Origin of the sequence: Pluralibacter sp. (assembly GCF_019237635.1) — a bacterium.
Taxonomy (GTDB): Bacteria; Pseudomonadota; Gammaproteobacteria; order Enterobacterales; family Enterobacteriaceae; genus Enterobacter_B.
This window is the reverse complement of record NZ_JAFAGS010000186.1, coordinates 21808-41284: the sequence shown is the minus strand read 5'-3', so window position 1 is coordinate 41284 and position 19477 is coordinate 21808. Positions and strand designations below refer to the sequence as shown.

Here is a 19477-nt window from a genome sequence, read left to right as displayed (position 1 = left end):
GCGTTACAGCCAGTTTCTGCGTTTGAAATAGAGGTATGGCGCCAGGCCCGCGAGGAGCATAAAGACAATCGCCCCCGGATAGCCGAAACTCCAGTGCAGCTCCGGCATAAACTCGAAGTTCATACCATAGCTTGAGGCCACCAGCGTCGGCGGCAGGAACACCACGGACACCACCGAGAAGATCTTGATGATGCGGTTCTGCTCGATGTTGATAAAGCCCATCGCCGCCTGCATCAGGAAGTTCACCTTCTGGAACAGCGATTCGTTGTGCGGCAGCAGGGACTCGATATCGCGCAGGATCTCGCGCGCCTGCTCCAGTTGCCCCGAAGGCAACCGGGCCTTACGCACAAGGAAGTTCAGCGCGCGTTGGGTATCCATCAGACACAGACGCACCTTCCAGCCGATATCCTCCAGCTCCGCCAGCGTCGAGAGCGCTTCGTCATACTCATCGCCCTGATGGCCTTCCATGATGACGCGGCTCAGCTTTTCCAGATCGCTGTAGATGTTTTCGATTTCATCCGCCAACTGTTCGATTTTGGTTTCGAACAGATCGAGCAGCAGCTCGAAGGCGTTGCCTTCCACCATCGCCTGATTGCGGGCGCGCATACGGTAAAGACGAAAGGCGGGCAGTTCGCGCTCACGCAGCGTGAACAGGCGGCCTTCGCGGATGGTAAACGCCACGGTGGAGTTACCGGCGTGATCATCGGCATCCTCAAAGAAGAAAAAGGAGTGAATATGCAGGCCGTCTTCGTCTTCAAAGAAACGTGCCGATGCTTCGATGTCTTCCAGTTCAGGGCGTGTCGCCAGATTCTGACCCAGTTCTGCCTGTACGCGGTTACGTTCGTCGTCATCCGGCTCCACCAAATCGACCCAGACTGAGCTGGCCAGATGTTTGATTTCATCAGACTCAAGACGCGTTAAGCGATTGTTTTCCAGTTGAAATGCGCTCAGCATGACCGGGACTCCCAATGCAAAAAATTATCGGACAGTTCGGTGGGCACACAGAAACAAATTGGGTTTCAGACCATAAAGCCTGACTCAGCGCGACGGGAATAGAACAGGTCGCTGACAACCACTAAGGCCATCAGCACAGGAGGATAGCCTTAGAAGTTGTTCCTGGATGACAGGAAAATGAGCCAGCATCTACTGGGTGTGTCCAAGGCGAATGTCCTCTTAGCGTAATCGTGCGCGCATGTTACGCCAGCCGAAATGCAGCGTCAACACACAGCGAAGCGCCAGAAGGTATTTAGCCCCTTCTGGCCTATAAGACTAGCAGAAAATGAAGAATTTATTATATTTTTCTTAAAGTTACGCATTTTCCAGCCGGGCATACGCCGCGACCAGCCATTTGATTCCCTGCCCCTGAAATGCGACCTGCAAACGACTGTGTTCGCCGCTTCCCTCCAGGTTAACGATGGTGCCTTCACCGAATTTCGGGTGGCGCACGCGCTGACCGAGCTTATAGCCAGTGTCGTTTTCCGCCATTGGGGTACCCATGCGCTGGTGGCTGACCGGTCGGCTGACCGTCGCCCGCAGGCGCACCTCTTCAACGCAGGCTTCCGGCAACTCGCCGACAAAGCGCGACGGTCGATGGTACACCTCTTTGCCGTACAGACGACGGGTCTCCGCGTAAGTCAGGGTCAGCTTTTGCATCGCCCGGGTCACGCCGACATAGGCCAGACGCCGTTCTTCCTCCAGACGTCCGCCTTCATCCAGCGACATCTGGCTGGGGAACATTCCCTCTTCCATGCCGACGATAAACACCTGCGGGAACTCCAGCCCTTTGGCCGAGTGCAGGGTCATCAACTGTACCGCGTCCTGCCAGGTATCCGCCTGGCCTTCTCCGGCTTCCAGCGCCGCATGGGACAAAAAAGCCTGCAGCGGCATCAGATCTTCATCTTCGTCGTTGTAGCTGAACTGGCGCGTCGCCGTCACCAGTTCCTCTAAGTTTTCAATACGCGTCTGGCCTTTCTCGCCTTTCTCCTGCTCGTACATCATCCGCAGCCCGGAATCCTTAATCACCCGGTCGGTCTGCACGTGCAGCGGCATATCGACAGTTTCCTGCGCCAGCGCGTCGACCAGCTCCATAAAGCGCTGCAGGGCGCTGGCCGCGCGGCCCGCCAGCGCTTTCTCTTTCAGCAGTTCGCGGCAGGCCTGCCACAGCGTCAGTTGGCGATCGCGGGAGGTCTGGCGCACGATATCCAGCGTGCGGTCGCCGATGCCGCGCGTCGGGGTATTGACCACCCGCTCAAACGCCGCATCGTCGTTACGGTTAGCGATAAGACGCAGGTAAGAGAGGGCGTCCTTAATCTCCTGGCGCTCGAAGAAGCGCATGCCGCCGTAAATACGGTACGGCATGCTGACCTGTAGCAGCGCCTCTTCCAGCACGCGCGACTGGGCGTTGCTGCGGTACAGAATAGCGCACTGTTCAAGCGCGCCGCCGTTGTCCTGCCAGGTTTTGATGCGGTTCACCACGAACCGCGCTTCGTCGAGCTCGTTGAACGCGCAGTAGAGCGAAATCGGCTCGCCATCGACACCATCGGTCCACAGTTTTTTGCCCAGACGCCCGTTGTTGTTTTCGATCAGGGCGTTCGCCGCGCTAAGAATATTGCTGGTCGAACGGTAGTTTTGCTCAAGACGGATGGTTTCCGCCCCGGGAAAATCGTTGAGGAAACGCTGGATGTTTTCCACCTGCGCGCCGCGCCAGCCGTAAATAGACTGGTCATCGTCGCCGACGATCATCACCTTGCCGGTGTCACCGGCCAGCAGGCGGATCCACGCATACTGAATGTTGTTGGTATCCTGAAATTCGTCGACCAGGATGTTGGTAAAGCGCTCGCGGTAGTGCTGGAGGATATGCGGTTTGTTAAGCCATAGCTCGTGGGCGCGCAGCAGCAGCTCGGCGAAATCCACCAGCCCGGCGCGATCGCAGGCTTCCTGATAGGCCTGATAGACTTTCTGCCAGGTTTGTTCGACCGGGTTGCCGTAGCTCTGGATGTGGTGCGGCCGCAGACCTTCGTCTTTCTGGCTGTTGATGTACCACATCGCCTGGCGCGGCGGCCACTGCTTCTCATCGAGATTCATCGCCTTAATCAGGCGTTTTAACAAGCGGAGCTGATCTTCGCTGTCGAGGATCTGAAAATCCTGCGGCAGGTTAGCATCCAGATGGTGCGCACGCAGCAGGCGGTGCGCCAGCCCGTGAAAGGTGCCAACCCACATCCCGCCCTGCGATGTACCCATCAGTTGACCAATACGGTGGCGCATTTCCGCCGCCGCTTTGTTGGTAAACGTCACCGCCATGATGGAGTACGGCGAGCTGTTTTCCACGCTCAGCAGCCAGGCGATACGGTGCACCAGAACGCGCGTTTTACCGCTGCCTGCGCCCGCCAGCACCAGCATATTGGTACGTGGCGCCGCCACGGCTTCACGCTGTTTGTCATTGAGGCTGTCGAGCAGGTAAGAAACGTCCATTGGCACCGCCGAAAAATGCGCTGCCCGCTGGCGGAAAGCCTGGCGGGCATACTGTTGATTTATACAATACTGCTGGTGATTATATCAGCGTCGTGAGGGATGCCAACCGCGAAATTTCAATGTGCGGCAGCAGGCGGCTGTCGAGCGTCTGCATCAGGTCGGCGTTTTCCGGCCTGATCCAGCAGGCCTGCATACCGCAGCGAATGGCGCCCGCCACGTCGGTGGTCAGGTCGTCGCCGACATGCAGGATCTCGCAAAGCGGCAGGCCGAGCCTTTCCGCCGCCAGATGATACATGTCGTTGAACGGCTTCGAACGTCCGTCCGGGCCCGCGCGCAGCACAAATTTGAAATAGTCGCCAAGACCAAACCGTTCCGGTCGCGCGTTGCCGTTGGTGATCGCCACCAGCGGCCACTTTGCCGCCAGCTTTTGCAGGGTATCGTGCGTTTCCTGCGGCACATCGACACGGCTGCGCCAGTGGGCGAAGTGCGCCATCGACTCCACCGCGCCTGCAGCCGCTTCCTGCGCGCTCAGGCCAGCGCTAAGCATCGCCTGCTCGACCGCACGACGCCGCCATTCGGTCACGTCGTGATAAATCTCCGGCTCCTGCTCGCGCAGCAACTGGCGCACGCGCTGAAGATCGCGGTTTTGCAGGTTTTTTAACAACGGATGGTAGTTTTGCACAAACGCCAGCGCTTCCTGTTCAGTGCGCAGAATAACCGGGCGGTTGTCATAAAGGGTGTCATCAAGGTCGAATGTCAGGGCTGAGATTCGGCCTAATGGACGGTAAAAACGCATTATTTCCCCCGTTTGGCGCGTGGGTGCGCCGCATCGTACACCGAGGCAAGGTGTTGAAAATCAAGATGGGTATAGATCTGCGTGGTGGAGAGATTCGCGTGCCCCAGCAGCTCCTGCACCCCACGCAGATCGCCGCTCGACTCCAGCATGTGCGTGGCGAACGAATGGCGCAACTTGTGCGGATTAACATGGCTGTTGAGCCCCTGCCGGATCCCCCACTCGGCAAACCGTTTTTGCACATTGCGCGTGGAAATACGCTTGCCGAGCTTAGACAAAAACAGCGCCTCTTCTTCAGCGCCGAACAGGCCGCGAAGATCGAGCCAATGCTCTAACCACAGTACAGCGCTGCGGCCAATCGGCAGGCGACGCTCTTTGCTGCCCTTGCCCATCACCCACACTTCACCGGATTCCAGCGAGAGATGGCGGAGATCGAGATTCACCAGCTCAGACAAACGCAGACCAGCGCCATACATCACTTCCAGCATCGCCCGGTCGCGCACCGCCAGCGGATCGTTAAGATCGATATCCAGCAGACGGTTCACGTCATCGACGTCGATATTTTTAGGGAGGTGACGCGGCGCTTTCGGCGCAGAGACAGCTTTGGCCGGATTCGCCGGAAGCTCGCCCTGGCTGACCAACCAGTCGAAAAAACTGCGCAGCGCCGACAGACGCAGCGCCAGGCTTGCCGGGCCCAGCCCTTTACGGCGGCTGCGTACCGCCCAGTTCCTGACGATTGCAGCATCACATTGTTGCCAACGCGCCACGCCGCTTTCACCGGCAAGGGCCATGATGGCATCAAGCTGACGCCGATAATTCAGTAGCGTCATGGGACTGAGCTGGCGCTCAACGCCCAGATAACGCAGGAAGCGCTCAACAGCGGCGGAAAGCGGCGAGTCGTTCATACCCGTTCAATCCAGCGCTCCAGCATCCCCGGCAGCAGCAGCGCAATCTCCTGCAACAGGTGGGTGCCCTGTCCGGGCTGATAATGGTGCGCATCGCGGCTGCTGAACAGCACTACGCCAAGGTCGCCATCACTGCCCATCATCGACATCGCTACCGAGCCGATCGCTTTGGCGTCCGGCATCACCACCAGCAGCTCCGGCCCGTTGAGCGGACCGAGGTAGTGCCGCTCCTGGCCCAGGCGCTGAATACGAATCGGTTCGAACGCCTGGCGGGAAAGCGCCAGCTGCGTGAATCTGGAGGGCGCGCCGATACGCCAGCGATCGGCAAACAGCCGCACCGAGGCACCCGCCAGCCCCAGCTCTCTTGCCCAGCGATGAAACTGGTTAAGAAATGCCTCCAGGCTATCCACACCGGCAAGCCGGGACTGCAGCTGAAGCAGACGGTAGAACAGGCTCTCGTTGGCGGTAGCCTGCTCCACCAACTGAGAAATATTCTCTTCCAGCACGTTAATGTGCGTGCGCGCTCGCGCCATGTGCCATTCCACGAGCGAAACGGTACCGCGTACCGGGTGCGGTACGCGTATTTGCTCAACCACTGGCGCATTGCGAATGAAAAAGTCAGGATGATGCAGCAGATACTCGACGACCGCGCGATCGTCGAGCGCGGCAAGTTCGGTCTGCTGTTCTTCCCCGATGAGTTTCATAGATGAATAAATCCGTCGTAGACATGTGCCGCCGGGCCAGTCATAAACAACGGTTGACCCGGACCTTTCCAGGCGATATCAAGACGCCCACCTGGTAATTCCACGCGTACTTCTTCGGCCAGCAGCCCCTGCTGAATGCCGATGGCGACCGCCGCACAGGCGCCGCTGCCGCAAGCCTGCGTCTCCCCGGCGCCACGCTCAAAAACGCGCAGGCGGATATGCTCACGCTTCACCACCTGCATAAAGCCGATATTGGCGCGCTCCGGAAAACGCTCGTGGCTTTCCAGCACCGGTCCTAACGTCTCTACCGCTGCGGTGTCGACATCATCGACCTGAATCACGCAGTGCGGGTTGCCCATGGAAACAACGCCGCACAATACTGTCTGCTCCGCCGCCCGCATAATATAGGTCTTTTCCGCTTTGTTGGCGCGAAACGGCACCTGCGAGGGTTCAAAGTTAGGTTCGCCCATATTCACCCGCACCAGGTCGTCGTCGGTGACGCTCAACACCATGCGCCCATTGGCGGTGCTGACATTAATATCGCGTTTATTGGTCAGCCCCTTCAGGCGTACAAACCGGGCAAAGCAGCGCGCACCGTTACCGCACTGCGCCACTTCGCTACCGTCGGCGTTAAAAATACGGTAGTGGAAATCCAGTTCGGGATCGTACGGCGGCTCAACCACCAGCAGTTGATCGAACCCCACGCCAAGGTGCCGATCCGCCAGGCGGCGAATCAGTTCCGGCGAAAAAAACACATTCTGCGTTACCGCATCAACGACCATAAAATCGTTACCGAGGCCATGCATTTTAGAGAACTGCATCATCAACTCCATACACGCAGAAACAGCGGCTCAGTATTAATAATTGACCTGTGATGGTCCACCCGTATCGCCACGATCGTTGCGGCTTGGTTCCGCGCTTTGCGTCCCCGGATTGACCGGTTTCGTCGGCGGAGGCGCCGTCTTGTCCGCTGGCGGAAAATAAAGCGGCCCCTTCAAACCACAACCGGCAAGGGTAAAGAGCACAGTCAACATGACCAAAGGTCGAAAAACGTTCTTCATTCTAAAGTGCCTGTAGTTGATGCTTTCTGCTTTCTATCATCGCAGGAGAAGACGTAAAAGCAAGCGTTTAGCGTTATACTGCCGCCATCACGCAATAATGGGAAATAAAAATGAACGACAGTGAATTTCATCGCCTTGCCGACGCCCTGTGGCTCACCATTGAAGAGCGTCTGGATGACTGGGACGGCGACAGCGACATTGATTGTGAGATTAACGGCGGCGTGCTGACCTTAAGCTTCGAAAACGGCAGCAAAATCATTATCAATCGCCAGGAGCCGCTGCATCAGGTATGGCTGGCGACCCGCCAGGGCGGCTACCACTTCAGTCTCAAAGGTGATACGTGGGTCTGCGATCGCAGCGGCGAAACCTTCTGGGATCTGCTGGAACACGCCGCCAGCCAACAGGCCGGCGAAGCGGTACGTTTTCGTTAATAAAGCATTACTCGTCGGCAAGACAGAACATCTGATCGGGTAACGCTCCTGCCGATACCCGATCGCCATACGCGACAGGCACTTCCCATTGTGCCAGTCTCGCGGATTGGGATTGCTGGTCATTTTTGCTCTTCATAATATACAGCTACAGTTTATCGCCCAGCCAGGTAAACGCGGCGCCCAACACTGTAGGCCACCAGGCTCCCCCCACCACTCCTGCTTCACACCTTCCGGAAAACGACTTCTCAGCGTGACCTCACCCTTTAATTGCCGCTGTTTCAGCTCTCCGTAACCCAGCTCAATTTCCCTTTATTGCTGCCGCTGACATAACTCACCATTCTTGCCCTCCATACTGATGGCAAATGGGGGGCTGCCCTGCGCGCCTGCGGAGAAACCGTCCATTGATGCCAAATGGCTTGGCCTGTTTTGGGCTGCCCTGCGCGCCTGCGGAGAAACCGGAATCTCAATCAGCATGTCATAATCGCTGTAGTGTTCGATAACTTTATAACGATGCTTACTTTTTACCAGTGTCAGCCAGTGAGTCAGAGTCCCAGCCTGTTGCCACTCAAGGAAAAAAGCAGCATTGACAGACGATGGGCCAGCGGTAAGAACGCTGTGTACCAGGCTCTGATAGCCTTCATCAGGCTGAAGAACGACATCCAGGTAATGGCAGACATCTAATGGACAAATCGCGGAGCAATCCCATCATCAGGACAAGCCAGACAGCCTGCTCAGCAGGGAGGCGGCGGCGAATGCTGGCCTTGTTACAGACCGTGAGTGCCTGATGGATCCATGCAGGATCAAGCGAGCGGGAAAAAGCATTGTGCTCAGACATAAAAAAATCCGGAATCAGAGGGCTGATCCCGGATTGTCTCTCACTGGCTGGATCGTTCAAGTACCCTTAAACGATCGGCATTATACTCCGGACATGCTTTACGTAACGAACTGAAAAACAAAGGTATAAAAACTGTCATCCCCGCAAATCAAATGAGAAAATGGCGACGGATGGTCGTTCACAGCTCAATCATGATGCCTACCGCAATCGCAACGTTGTTGAACGTTGCTTTGGTCGCCTGAAAGAATACCGTCGCATCGCCACACGCTACGACAAAACAGCGAGAAATTATCTGGCGATGGTAAAACTGGGTTGCATCAGACTGTTTTACAAAAGATTATGCAATTAAGGGACACTGCCTGGATGTGACAATCATTAATACTTTAGATGACATATTCTACCTTTATCCTTTAGCTATTAAATTATTTACGTGTATTAAGTGCTTTCAGTAATTCTGAAGCAATAAGATGATCTGAGTAAGGGTTTTGGCCAGTGATCAATTCACGGTCAACAACTACATTTGGTTGCCATGCCGGTGAGAAAATCATTGATCCACCTGCGAGTTCCATTGCTTTAGCTGGGTAATAACGAAGTTTATCGCCGTTCAAGGAAGATTCGAATGCTTTCTCTTCATCATCAGCAAAAATAGTCATTTTATATCCGTTATAAATCCAATTATCTGCACCGATGTTTTGTTTTGAAACTAATCCATTTTCATACCCTTTTGGATCATCTTGAGCAGCAAGTAGGGTTATTGGACCATGACAAATAGCCGCTGTCGGCTTACTATTTTTATGGAAATAACGAAGCAACGTACCTACTTCTGGATTATTTGAAAGATCAATTAATGGAGCATGGCCGCCTGGAATAAAAATTGCGTCATAACGGTCCAATCCATTAGAAATAACTGACTTGAGGGATTTTATATTTCCAGGTTGTGTTATACCATTTACAACCTTTTGTATCCTATCCATTTCTTTAACATTTCCGCCAAAGTATACTGGCTTAATGGAACGTTTATCTGGCTGAGGTTGATTACCCTTTGGGGTTACAATAGTGAGGTGATAACCTGCACGAATGAGCGCATCTGCTGGCACACCAAATTCATTTAAATAGTAACCAGATGGAAAGGTTTTACCGTTCTGTAGAGGTAATTCTGTTTCACTTGAAAGCAAAACTAACACCTCCCCTTTCGTTGCAGCAACAGATGTTGCGCTAACTGCTAAGAGAGCAATCGTTACAATTTTTCTTAATGTATTTTTCATTTTTACCTATCTTTTCAATATTGGAGATTCGTGTGCAACAGATTGAAACCAGCTAATCGCCGTTAGGCAGACTCTATTGCAATAGTAAAAGATAATAAAGTATCATTATCACAATTCACTTATTACACGAATGAATAAATGAGAAGCTTCGATCCAGTACAATTAGGCAGTATAGAAATCTTTTGTAAAGCAGCAGAACTTCACAGTTTTAGTTCGGCAGCTGAAGTTTTAGGCTTAACGCCAGCGTCAATCAGTCGCTCGATAAGCAGACTTGAGTCGAGATTGGGTGTTCGGCTGTTTGCCAGAACTACCCGGCACATCAGACTTACAACTGAAGGTGAAATTTACCGTAGGCAATGCCAGCAAGCACTGGAACAGATCGCTGAAGTAGAACGCTTGATTACGGGCACACAAAAAGTTCTGAGCGGAAATTTGCGCATAAGTGTTGGTACTCCTTACGCACATCATCGACTTTTACCCTTAATTTCAAAGTTTCAGTCACAATATCCACAGATTGAACTCGAAATTAGTATATCAAATAGAGTTATAGACTTTGTTGATGACGGATTCGACCTGGCAATCCGATTAGGGAAACCTAAGGATTCTAGACTCATCGCACATAAACTTGAAGACGCTACACTAGGAATTTTTGCCTCACCAGATTATCTTAAAAAATGGGGGGAACCTGTTACTTTAGATGATATTTGTAATCACAACTGCATTACATTTATACTACCCAGCACAGGTAAACCCAGGCCATGGGTTTTTAAAGACGAGAGGGGTAATGATATTGATATGCCAATTAAAAGTTGTTATAGCGTATCTGATGATGTTTTAGGTACGGTAAACTGGGCTGTATCAAATGGCGGATTATTTCAAACATATCATTTTATTGCTGAATCATCATCTTACCGTGGGAAATTAGTGGAAGTTTTGAAGAATTACTCAGGCCGAACAAGGCAATTTTCAATACTCTACCCTCAAAATAGACATCTATCAGCGAGAGTTAAAGCATTCGTTGATTTTTTAAAGAAAGAAATAAAAGAAATAAATGCTAATTTATGACATTAAGAATATAGAATTATAGATAAAAAATTTTACTGGATGCTTATGGATAATTCGGCCGATATATTAACATTCATACTATCCTTAGCTGATAGACATGTGATAATTACAAAGTTCATGCTGCAGACATGTCCAAAAAATATCTATTCAGAGAGCTTGGGTAAAAGCACTGACAACAGCGCGGGAGTGCGAAGCCGTACAATTGATTAATTTTGCTATTGATTTGTATTTTCCCAAGTTATTCTGCGTTATAACTACGCTTGCCTGTGCGTAACAATTCACACTATCCACTTCTGAAGAACTGAACCAGAGTATATATTTCGATTTTATGGATGATGCCAAGGTCTATCAAGACCGATAATGCTAAGAGAGATACTGCTGCAGCAGGGGGGCAGTCACTTCCTGGTTTGCCGGAACGGCTGCGCTAATCGCCTGGGTACGGAAAGGAATCACCTGGGCGCGGCCATCGGTTTTCACAATCTGATAGAACTGCGGCAGGTTGAAGTTAATAAAGCTTGAGCCGTAGGTGAAGCGATCGTGCGATGACGAATAAAAACGGCTGACGTCGCGCACCAGCTCCTCTTTACTCCCCTCACAGTGGTGATACACCTCAGCGCGGTTGCTTTCATCGAGAATATAGATGTTAAAGCCGTTGTCATCGCTGGTGTCTTCAAAGAAGAACTGGATGATCCCTTCGCTGGCGAATCCGTCCACCACCTGCGGCAACTGTACCTGGTTGGTCTCGACCTGTACCGACAAGCCGTGCAGTTTGTTATGCGAAATCGCGCCGTAAAACTCGATGGCGTTTTCCAGCTTCTGCACTGAGACGTTCAGACGTTCGAAGAACAGTCCCCAGGTTTGCCCGGCGACCCGCAGTGCTTTAAAGCGCCCGGTTTCCTGGCGGGTACTGGAAAGACGCAGCTCGACGCATTCGGAAACCAGCTGCTGCACGCGGGTGCGGATCAGGCCGCGCAGGTGCTGGCTGTAACAGAAGACTTCGACGCTGTCCGGCGGCGCGGCATCCTGGTGCATTTTGCCGAGGATCGTTTTCAGCGCTTCGATCATCGCCTGTTCGCCGTTGAAGTGCAGAGTACGCACTTCGTTCCACGAGTTGCGGTACAGCAGGTCAACGCTGCCGACCAGGCAATTCTGCTCTTCGCCAAAGCTGAAGACGTCCAGCTTGCGGAAATCGAAATGAACGACCTGATTACGGAACGCCGCCGTCGGGTCATATTCCAGGTTGACGATGATCGCCAGATGGCGAATTTCACACGGGCTGTACAGCGCTTTCGGCGTCGGCGCCGGCAGACGCAGCGGGAAGTGGTGAGACACATCCGCCACCATCTCCTGCAGTTTTGCCAGGTCGGCAATACCGTTGCCCTTAATAAACAGGCGAGTGCGCGAGGTCAGTAGGCCGTTAAACCAGGCCCAGGCCACCAACTTATTAAGATAACGGTTATATTCCAGCGGCTGATGGCTGACGATAGTCTCCATCTTCGGCGCGCGGTTGTACAGATACCAGCCCGTACGGTTGGCGCGTCCCGGCGGCACGTAGATAAACGTCAGATTCGGCTCGGACAGGTCCGGGGAAATCTGCGGGTTCACCAGCGTCACTTTACCCGGCAGCGCCTCAAACGCGGCATACAGCTTACGGGTCAGCACGCCAATATCCTGCGGGCTTGCCGATACGCTCAGGTTGTTACGACGCGCGAAGCGGATAAGGTTACGATAGCTCTGCATCATCGCGTCGAGCAGTTCGTTATGCGCTTTACGCACCTCATCGATTTTCCAGTTCGCCCGGTTATCCAGCATGGCGAGGCGCTCTTCGCTCCAGCCCCACTCTTTCACCAGTTGCCCCACGACTTCGCGACGCCAGCCGACGCAGGCGCGCTCGCGGCTCAGTTTTTCACAGACCTTGAGGTAGAAACAGCGGCGTACGAGGTCAAGGCGCGTGTCGTCATCAATCGCCTTCAGGTAGGTGGTAACGCGTTCAAGCATCATGCAGTAAGGATCGAGACCAAACGACACAATTTCGCCGTCGTGCAGGCGCTGTTTGATGTCTTTCGCCAGCAGATGCGTGTTGGGGTATTCCCAGGAATAGGCTTCGAGCAGCAGCGTTTTCAGCACCGCCTTATACGGAGAGTCGATGCTTTTATACAGTTGCCACAGGCTGGCGCCGAAGTACTCCTCCGCCGACAGCGAGCTAAGCCCGCCGAGATCCAGCCATTCGTTTGGCGTCAGTACGCCCTGCGCGTAAAGCGTCATGACATAATCGTCGTAATGCTCTTCTTCCTCGCACGGCACCATATTCCACAGAATACGTTTCCCGGCCAAGCGCACAGCGGTACGGTAAAACTCATCAAGCAGCAGGATATGCTGAGTGGAACCGCAGTCCTCACCCCCAAGGCTGCCGCTTTCGTTATGGCGGAAACGGTTTTCGTCGATCAGAAAGAAGCTGACTTCAACGCCCAGCGATGCCGCCCAGCTTTCCAGCAGGTTGCACTTACGTTGCAGCAGTTGACGCTCTTCGTTATCCAGCCATGCCTGGTGGCAGACCCAGATGTCGAGGTCGGAAGAGCAGCTTTGCCCGACCGAGGAGGTGCTGCCCATGGAGTACACGCCGGTGATCGGCAGTTCCCCTTTAGCGGTCTCCTGCGGCGGCATGCCGCGATGCAGCTCAAGTTCGTCGAGGTAGTGGCGTTGGGTTTCATCAGGCGTGTAGAGGCAAATGCCTTTGGGAACGTTACCATCAAGGTAACCCGGCATCAGCGGATGATGATAGTGCAGTAATGTCGGCAGTAGACTGTAGACCTGCTGAAAAGCAGGCCCCATGGCAGCAAGTGCGCGATCCACACGCAATTGATTAATGGCATCCAGTCTCTGTTTCAGTGTCTCAATATAGAGGTACAAGACATATCGCCTGATGTTCAAAACCGCCGTATCGTCCAGGCCACAGGTGCGCATGAGATAGGGGTTTTCAGTATTTCAACAAGAACCGTTCCCGTTTGTCGTCAGAGATAGTTAGCGTAGTAGTGACGAACAAATGGTCTAAAACGTGATCAATTTAACACCTTGCGGTTTGACCGTAAAGAAAGATGCGCTACATACAAGTCTAGCACCGTTTGCAACGTGTAAATTCCTTAATACGGCTCGTCCCGCTTTTTTATGCAAAATTCGGAAATCGGTGAAAACTAACATCCTTATGGCAACAATGTTAGGATGCTTAGTAGACGATAATGACGGTAACAAGCATGTTAGACAAAGTTTTAAGAATTGCCACCCGGCAAAGCCCCCTGGCGCTATGGCAGGCACATTATGTCAAAGACCGCCTGGTCGCGTGTCACCCGGGGCTACAGGTTGAACTGGTTCCCATGGTCACCCGCGGTGATGTCATCCTTGATACTCCGCTGGCCAAAGTGGGTGGAAAAGGGCTGTTTGTCAAAGAACTGGAGCTGGCGTTGCTTGAGCATCGCGCCGACATCGCCGTTCACTCGATGAAGGATGTGCCGGTCGAGTTCCCGCATGGACTCGGCCTGACGACCATCTGCGAACGCGAAGACCCTCGCGATGCGTTTGTCTCAAATCAGTATGCCTCCTTAGATGCGCTGCCTGTCGGCAGCATCGTTGGCACATCAAGTTTACGCCGCCAGTGCCAGCTGGCCGCACAGCGCCCGGACCTCGTGATCCGCTCTCTGCGCGGCAACGTCGGCACGCGCCTGAGCAAACTCGATAACGGCGACTACGACGCCATTATCCTGGCTGTCGCCGGTCTGAAACGACTTGGCCTTGAATCGCGTGTTCGCCAGGCTCTGTCGCCAGAACAGTCGCTGCCCGCCGTCGGCCAGGGCGCAGTCGGCATCGAGTGCCGACTGGATGATGACGTCACGCGCGCCCTGCTGGCACCGCTGAACCATCCGGAAACCGCGGTCCGCGTCGGCGCAGAGCGCGCCATGAATACCCGCCTGGAGGGCGGTTGTCAGGTGCCTATTGGTAGCTATGCTGAATTACACGACGGTGAGCTGTGGCTGCGCGCGCTGGTTGGCGCTCCGGACGGCAGCCGTATGGTGCTCGGAGAGCGCCGCGGCAAGCCGGAAGAGGCAGATCGCCTTGGCGTATCGCTTGCCGAAGAACTGCTCAACAATGGCGCGCGCGAGATCCTCGCTGACGTGTATAACGGAGAAGCCCCGCAATGAGTATTCTGGTCACTCGCCCCTCTCCACAAGGAGAAGAACTGGTCCGCCGTCTGCAGGCGCTGGGGCGAGAGGCCTGGAGCTTTCCGCTTATTGAATTTACCCCCGGCCGCGACCTTCCCGGCCTCACGCAGGCGATGTCCGCGCTGGGCGCAGGCGATTTATTGTTCGCCCTGTCGCAGCATGCCGTCGACTTCGCCCACGGGCAGTTGCAGCAGTCCGGTCAGCGCTGGCCGTCGCAGCCTGGCTACTTCGCCATCGGACGCACCACCGCGCTGGCGCTGCATACCGTCAGCGGCATCGACGTTCGTTATCCTTTGGATCGGGAAATCAGCGAAGTCTTGCTACAATTACCTGAATTACAAAATATTACGGGCAAAAAGGCGCTGATTCTGCGCGGCAACGGCGGACGGGAACTGCTGGGCGATACGCTGAGCGCCCGCGGCGCCGATGTGACGTTTTGTGAATGTTATCAACGTACTCCACGACACTATGACGGCGCAGAAGAAGCCATGCGCTGGCAAGCGCGCGGGGTGACGACGCTGGTCACCACCAGCGGGGAAATGTTACAACAACTCTGGTCGCTGATCCCGCCGTGGTATCGCGAACGCTGGTTGTTGGAGTGCAAAATGGTGGTCGTCAGCGAGCGGCTCGCCCGTCTGGCCCGCGAGTTGGGCTGGAAGGATATTCAGGTGGCTGATAGCGCCGACAACGACGCGCTGCTGCGTGCTATACCCTAAGTTATTTGGGTATATATAACTCTCATAATTGGAAGCCATAATGACGGAACAAAAAGACAACTCCGCCGTGGTTGAAGAGACCAGGGAAGCCGTGGACACTTCGCCACAGCAGGAACATGCTGAGAAAAAAAACGGCAGCAATAAAACCAGCCTTGTCCTGAGCGCTGTCGCCATCGCCATTGCGCTGGCTGCGGGCGTTGGTCTGTATAGTCTGATGAAGCAGCAAGGCGTCAATCAAACCACCGCCAACGACGTGCTGGTTAATCAGGTCACCGCCCTGCAAAAGGCGCAGGAAACGCAGAAAAACGAACTGGAAGGCGTGATTAAGCAGCAGGCGGAGCAGCTTGCCGATGCCAAACGCCAGCAGGACGCCCTGAGCAAACAGCTCGGTGAAATCCAGCAGAAAGTCGCCACAATTTCCGGCAGTGATGCCAAAACCTGGCTGCTCGCACAGGCGGATTTTCTGGTCAAACTGGCCGGACGCAAGCTGTGGAGCGATCAGGACGTCACCACCGCCGCCGCGCTGCTGAAAAGCGCCGACGCCAGCCTGGCGGACATGAACGATCCCAGCCTTATCAACGCCCGTCGCGCCATCACTGACGACATCGCCAGCTTGTCGTCGGTATCCCAGGTGGATTACGACGGTATTATCCTGAAGGTCAATCAGCTGTCGAACCAGATTGATAATCTGCGTCTGGCGGACAACAACGACGATGATGCGCCGATGGATTCGGACAGCAACGAGCTTTCAAGTTCCATTAGCGAATGGCGCGTGAACCTGCAAAAGAGCTGGCAGAACTTTATGGACAGCTTTATCACTATCCGTCGCCGTGATGAAACCGCCGTTCCCCTGCTGGCGCCGAATCAGGACATCTACCTGCGCGAGAATATCCGCTCCCGCCTGCTGGTCGCGGCTCAGGCCGTTCCCCGCCATCAGGAAGAAACCTACAAACAGGCGCTGGATAACGTCTCTACCTGGGTGCGCGCTTACTACGACACCGAGGACGCCACGACCAAAGCCTTCCTGGATGAAGTGGATAAACTCAGCCAGCAGAGCATCAACATGAACGTACCGGAAACCCTGCAGAGCCAGCAAATTCTGGAAAAACTGATGCAGACTCGCGTGCGTAACTTGCTGGCGCAACCTGCGCCTGCGGCAGCGCCGACAACCGTCGCGCCTGCACCCGCACCCGCGCCATCTGAAGCGCCGGCCGCGCCGCAAGGAGAATAAGCATGTTGAAAGTATTGTTGCTCTTTGCACTGCTGATCGCCGGGATCGTGGTCGGCCCCATGATCGCGGGCCACCAGGGTTATGTGCTGATCCAAACCGATGCCTATAACATTGAAACCAGCGTCACTGGCCTTGTGATCATTATGATCCTCGCCATGGCCGTCCTGTTCGCCATCGAGTGGGTCTTACGCCGCCTCTTCCGTACCGGCGCCCACACTCGCGGCTGGTTTGTCGGCCGTAAGCGTCGTCGCGCGCGTAAACAAACCGAACAGGCGCTGCTTAAGCTGGCAGAAGGCGACTATCAGCAGGTCGAGAAGCTGATGTCGAAAAATGCCGACCACGCCGAACAGCCGGTAGTCAACTATCTGCTCGCCGCCGAAGCCGCGCAACAACGCGGTGACGAAGCTCGCGCCAACCAGCACCTGGAGCGCGCGGCGGAAATCGCCGGTAATGACCTGATTCCGGTAGAGATAACCCGGGTACGCCTGCAGCTGGCGCGCAATGAAAACCACGCTGCGCGCCACGGCGTTGATAAGCTGCTGGAGATAGCGCCACGCCATCCGGAAGCGCTGCGTCTTGCCGGGCAGGCCTATACCCGCACCGGCGCCTGGAGTTCGATCCTCGATATTATCCCGTCAATGGCCAAAGCCAATGTCGCCGACGATGCCCACCGCGCGGCGCTGGAACAGCAAGCCTGGATTGGGCTGATGGATAAGGCGCGCGCCGATCAGGGTAGCGAAGGACTGCGTAACTGGTGGAAAAACCAGAGCCGCAAAACACGCCACGACGTCGCGCTGCAGGTCGCCATGGCGGAGCATCTCATCGAATGTGACGATCATAACACCGCCCAGCAGATCGTTATCGACGGTCTGAAGCGCCACTATGACGATCGCCTGCTGGCACCAATTCCGCGTCTCAAAACCAATAACCCGGAGCAGTTGGAAAAAGTGCTGCGTCAGCAGATTAAAACCGTGGGCGACCGCCCGCTGCTGTGGAGCACGCTCGGACAATCGCTGATGAAGCACGGCGAATGGCAGGAGGCGGCCCTCGCCTTCCGCGCGGCGCTGAAACAGCGTCCTGACGCGTTTGATTATGCCTGGCTTGCCGATGCGCTGGACAGGCTGCACCAGCCAGAAGAAGCCGCTGCGATGCGCCGCGACGGCCTGCTGCTGACGCTGCAAAATAACCCATCCGCGTAACATCATGAAGGGGCCAAAAGGCCCCTTTCTCTTTTCGTCTTCCCTGTGCTAGATTTATTTTTCCCCTTAGAGACGGATACTTAACCCGCCAATGTAACGCTATCTCCAGCACCTCATCGTTTTTCCGTTACGCGCGCTGCGCGTGGGTATGTTATTGCTGGAGATAATCTCTCATGAATTTTTTGCTGTTCGCGCTATTACGCGCGCTGCGTTGCCATGCCTGGCTGCGGCTACTGGCGGCGGCGTTTATCTGGTCGTCATTAGGCAATGGTCTGACGCAAGTTGTGGTGTTCGGCCAGCTTCTGCAGTGGCAGGCGTCACCTGCGTTACTCACCCTCGCCTGGCTTTTCGCCACGGTGCCGGGATTTATCGGTAGCCTGCTGGGGGAAACGCTGTGTCGAAGGGTTGCGCCGCTGTCGGTGCTAATGGTAGCCGAAGCCGCCGGAATGCTGGCGCTGCTTATTCCCTGGTTTGGTCTGCAGCATCAGAGCATCCCTGCGCTTCTGATGATGCAATCCGTTGAGGCGCTGCTGGGGGGCATCACCTGGCCTGCGCTGGCGCTCATCTTTAAGCAAGGGTTACGCAACGACGAGCTGCCCGCCGCCACCGCCATGGAGAGCCTGATCTTCGCGTCGCAGGTGCTACTCGGCACGGGTATTGGCGTGCTGCTTTTCGACCGAGTTTCGCCGTTTGCGCTGCTGGGCATTGATGTGTTGAGCTTTCTGCTCTCATTGGGATTGCTGTGGCTGGCCTGCCGACGGTTTCCTGAAGGTGCGGTATCGGCCCCGGTGACGCCTGTAGTCAGAGGGCTGGCATGGGCGACGCTCAGTAAGGTACAAAAGCGTAGCCTGCTGCTGCTCCCGGCGCTGGCGGCGGTCGGATCGCCAGCAATGGCGCTGCTGCCCGCGTTGGCGCAGCAGTTAAATCCCGATGATGCAACCGGCCTCGCGCTGCCGCTGTTGTTTAGCCGCAGCCTGGGGCAGCTGTTCGGCCCTCTGCTGCTCAACGGCGATCGCCTTGCCGGATACGCAAAACGTAACCGGCTGCTGCTCGGATGCCTGCTGGTTTTCCTTGGCGCCTATGGGGTGCTACCACTCACCGGCGGCACGACAGTTGCCGCGCTGCTGCTCATCTTTATCGCACACCTCGCCTCCAACGTCGTGTTCGCACTCGGCACCTTCAGCGTACTGCACCACTTCTCCGCGACAGAGGTTGCATCAGCCAGCGCCAGGACCGGACGCTGGCAGACGCTCAGCGCAGCGCTGGCAACTGGGGTCACCGTACTGTTGGCCGCACGGTTTGGCGCGATCCAGACGCTCTATATGGTTTGCGCGACGGCGTTCGCACTGGTCACCCTACTGCTGGCCCGCTACAGGGCATAACCCATAAAAAAACGCCTGCTCAAGAGCAGGCGTTAAAACAGGTCTGTTTTGACAACAAAAGGGTGCTTCACTCAACGTTATGTCCATGGTGTCTGATGAGGCCGAAGCGACATCTGTCAGTGGACGATAAGCACCGTAAACGGCTCTGCATCATTCCTGAGTTTATGAGGCCCGAAAGCGAACATAAGAGATGGAATGAGCATCT

18 protein-coding genes and 1 pseudogene are annotated in these 19477 nt (G+C 55.1%); 8 read left to right on the top strand and 11 right to left on the bottom strand.

All coding sequences use genetic code 11. The annotated features are described in order from the left end of the window. Positions 1-3: 3 nt before the first annotated feature. The 8 genes from corA to JO226_RS22685 form a co-directional block, all read right to left on the bottom strand. Complete coding sequence (gene corA, locus JO226_RS22715) at positions 4-954, bottom strand: magnesium/cobalt transporter CorA (protein ID WP_296407763.1); 951 nt, start codon at positions 952-954, stop codon at positions 4-6. A gap of 149 nt (positions 955-1103) precedes the next feature. Further along, positions 1104-1160 (bottom strand): YsgD/CorL family protein, encoded by a 57-nt coding sequence (gene ysgD / locus JO226_RS23395; RefSeq protein ID WP_367273577.1) that lies wholly within the window; start codon positions 1158-1160, stop codon positions 1104-1106. Positions 1161-1308: 148 nt separating this feature from the next. Then, on the bottom strand, positions 1309-3471 hold the full coding sequence (uvrD, locus tag JO226_RS22710) for a DNA helicase II (protein WP_296407762.1): 2163 nt from the start codon (positions 3469-3471) through the stop codon (positions 1309-1311). 79 nt (positions 3472-3550) lie between these two features. Continuing rightward, complete coding sequence (gene yigB, locus JO226_RS22705) at positions 3551-4267, bottom strand: 5-amino-6-(5-phospho-D-ribitylamino)uracil phosphatase YigB (RefSeq protein ID WP_296407761.1); 717 nt, start codon at positions 4265-4267, stop codon at positions 3551-3553. After that, complete coding sequence (gene xerC, locus JO226_RS22700; RefSeq protein WP_296407758.1) at positions 4267-5169, bottom strand: tyrosine recombinase XerC; 903 nt, start codon at positions 5167-5169, stop codon at positions 4267-4269. The genes yigB and xerC overlap by 1 nt, the downstream gene beginning before the upstream one ends. Beyond that, complete coding sequence (locus JO226_RS22695) at positions 5166-5873, bottom strand: DUF484 domain-containing protein (protein ID WP_296407756.1); 708 nt, start codon at positions 5871-5873, stop codon at positions 5166-5168. The genes xerC and JO226_RS22695 overlap by 4 nt, the downstream gene beginning before the upstream one ends. Further along, positions 5870-6694 carry a diaminopimelate epimerase gene (gene dapF / locus JO226_RS22690; protein ID WP_296407820.1) on the bottom strand — a complete coding sequence of 275 codons (825 nt, stop codon included), beginning with the start codon at positions 6692-6694 and terminating at the stop codon, positions 5870-5872. The genes JO226_RS22695 and dapF overlap by 4 nt, the downstream gene beginning before the upstream one ends. 36 nt (positions 6695-6730) lie before the next feature. Then, positions 6731-6934: a lipoprotein gene (locus JO226_RS22685; protein ID WP_296407754.1), complete on the bottom strand. Its 204-nt coding sequence runs from the start codon at positions 6932-6934 to the stop codon at positions 6731-6733. 110 nt (positions 6935-7044) lie between these two features. Between JO226_RS22685 and cyaY the strand changes: the two genes are divergently transcribed. Then, on the top strand, positions 7045-7365 hold the full coding sequence (cyaY, locus tag JO226_RS22680) for an iron donor protein CyaY (protein ID WP_296407752.1): 321 nt from the start codon (positions 7045-7047) through the stop codon (positions 7363-7365). Positions 7366-8005: 640 nt separating this feature from the next. Here cyaY and JO226_RS22675 read toward each other — a convergent pair. Beyond that, positions 8006-8200, bottom strand: coding sequence for a transposase domain-containing protein (locus JO226_RS22675; protein WP_296407751.1), 195 nt, complete (start codon positions 8198-8200; stop codon positions 8006-8008). An 83-nt stretch (positions 8201-8283) separates the two neighbouring features. Here JO226_RS22675 and JO226_RS22670 point away from each other — a divergent pair. Beyond that, a pseudogene (locus tag JO226_RS22670) lies at positions 8284-8549 on the top strand (transposase); the annotation flags it as partial. Positions 8550-8622: 73 nt separating this feature from the next. On the opposite strand, the gene JO226_RS22665 reads toward JO226_RS22670, so the two are convergent. Beyond that, positions 8623-9465, bottom strand: a complete 843-nt coding sequence (locus JO226_RS22665; RefSeq protein ID WP_296407750.1) for a type 1 glutamine amidotransferase domain-containing protein — start codon at positions 9463-9465, stop codon at positions 8623-8625. 138 nt (positions 9466-9603) lie between these two features. Here JO226_RS22665 and JO226_RS22660 point away from each other — a divergent pair, with 138 nt between their 5' ends. After that, positions 9604-10530 carry a LysR family transcriptional regulator gene (locus JO226_RS22660; RefSeq protein WP_296407749.1) on the top strand — a complete coding sequence of 309 codons (927 nt, stop codon included), beginning with the start codon at positions 9604-9606 and terminating at the stop codon, positions 10528-10530. A 363-nt stretch (positions 10531-10893) separates the two neighbouring features. On the opposite strand, the gene cyaA is transcribed toward JO226_RS22660, so the two are convergent. After that, entirely contained in the window at positions 10894-13440 is a 2547-nt protein-coding gene (gene cyaA, locus JO226_RS22655; protein WP_296407748.1) for a class I adenylate cyclase, read from the bottom strand. A 341-nt stretch (positions 13441-13781) separates the two neighbouring features. On the opposite strand from cyaA, the gene hemC reads away from it, so the two are divergent. From hemC to JO226_RS22630, 5 genes are all read left to right on the top strand, one after another. Continuing rightward, entirely contained in the window at positions 13782-14723 is a 942-nt protein-coding gene (gene hemC, locus JO226_RS22650; RefSeq protein WP_296407745.1) for a hydroxymethylbilane synthase, read from the top strand. Then, entirely contained in the window at positions 14720-15460 is a 741-nt protein-coding gene (gene hemD, locus JO226_RS22645; protein ID WP_296407744.1) for a uroporphyrinogen-III synthase, read from the top strand. Before hemC ends, hemD begins: the two co-directional genes overlap by 4 nt. 40 nt (positions 15461-15500) lie before the next feature. Further along, positions 15501-16691 carry a uroporphyrinogen-III C-methyltransferase gene (gene hemX / locus JO226_RS22640; protein ID WP_296407743.1) on the top strand — a complete coding sequence of 397 codons (1191 nt, stop codon included), beginning with the start codon at positions 15501-15503 and terminating at the stop codon, positions 16689-16691. Positions 16692-16693: 2 nt separating this feature from the next. Further along, entirely contained in the window at positions 16694-17890 is a 1197-nt protein-coding gene (hemY, locus tag JO226_RS22635) for a protoheme IX biogenesis protein HemY (RefSeq protein ID WP_296407742.1), read from the top strand. Positions 17891-18063: 173 nt separating this feature from the next. Beyond that, on the top strand, positions 18064-19272 hold the full coding sequence (locus JO226_RS22630; protein ID WP_296407740.1) for an MFS transporter: 1209 nt from the start codon (positions 18064-18066) through the stop codon (positions 19270-19272). The last annotated feature ends 205 nt before the right edge of the window (positions 19273-19477 follow it).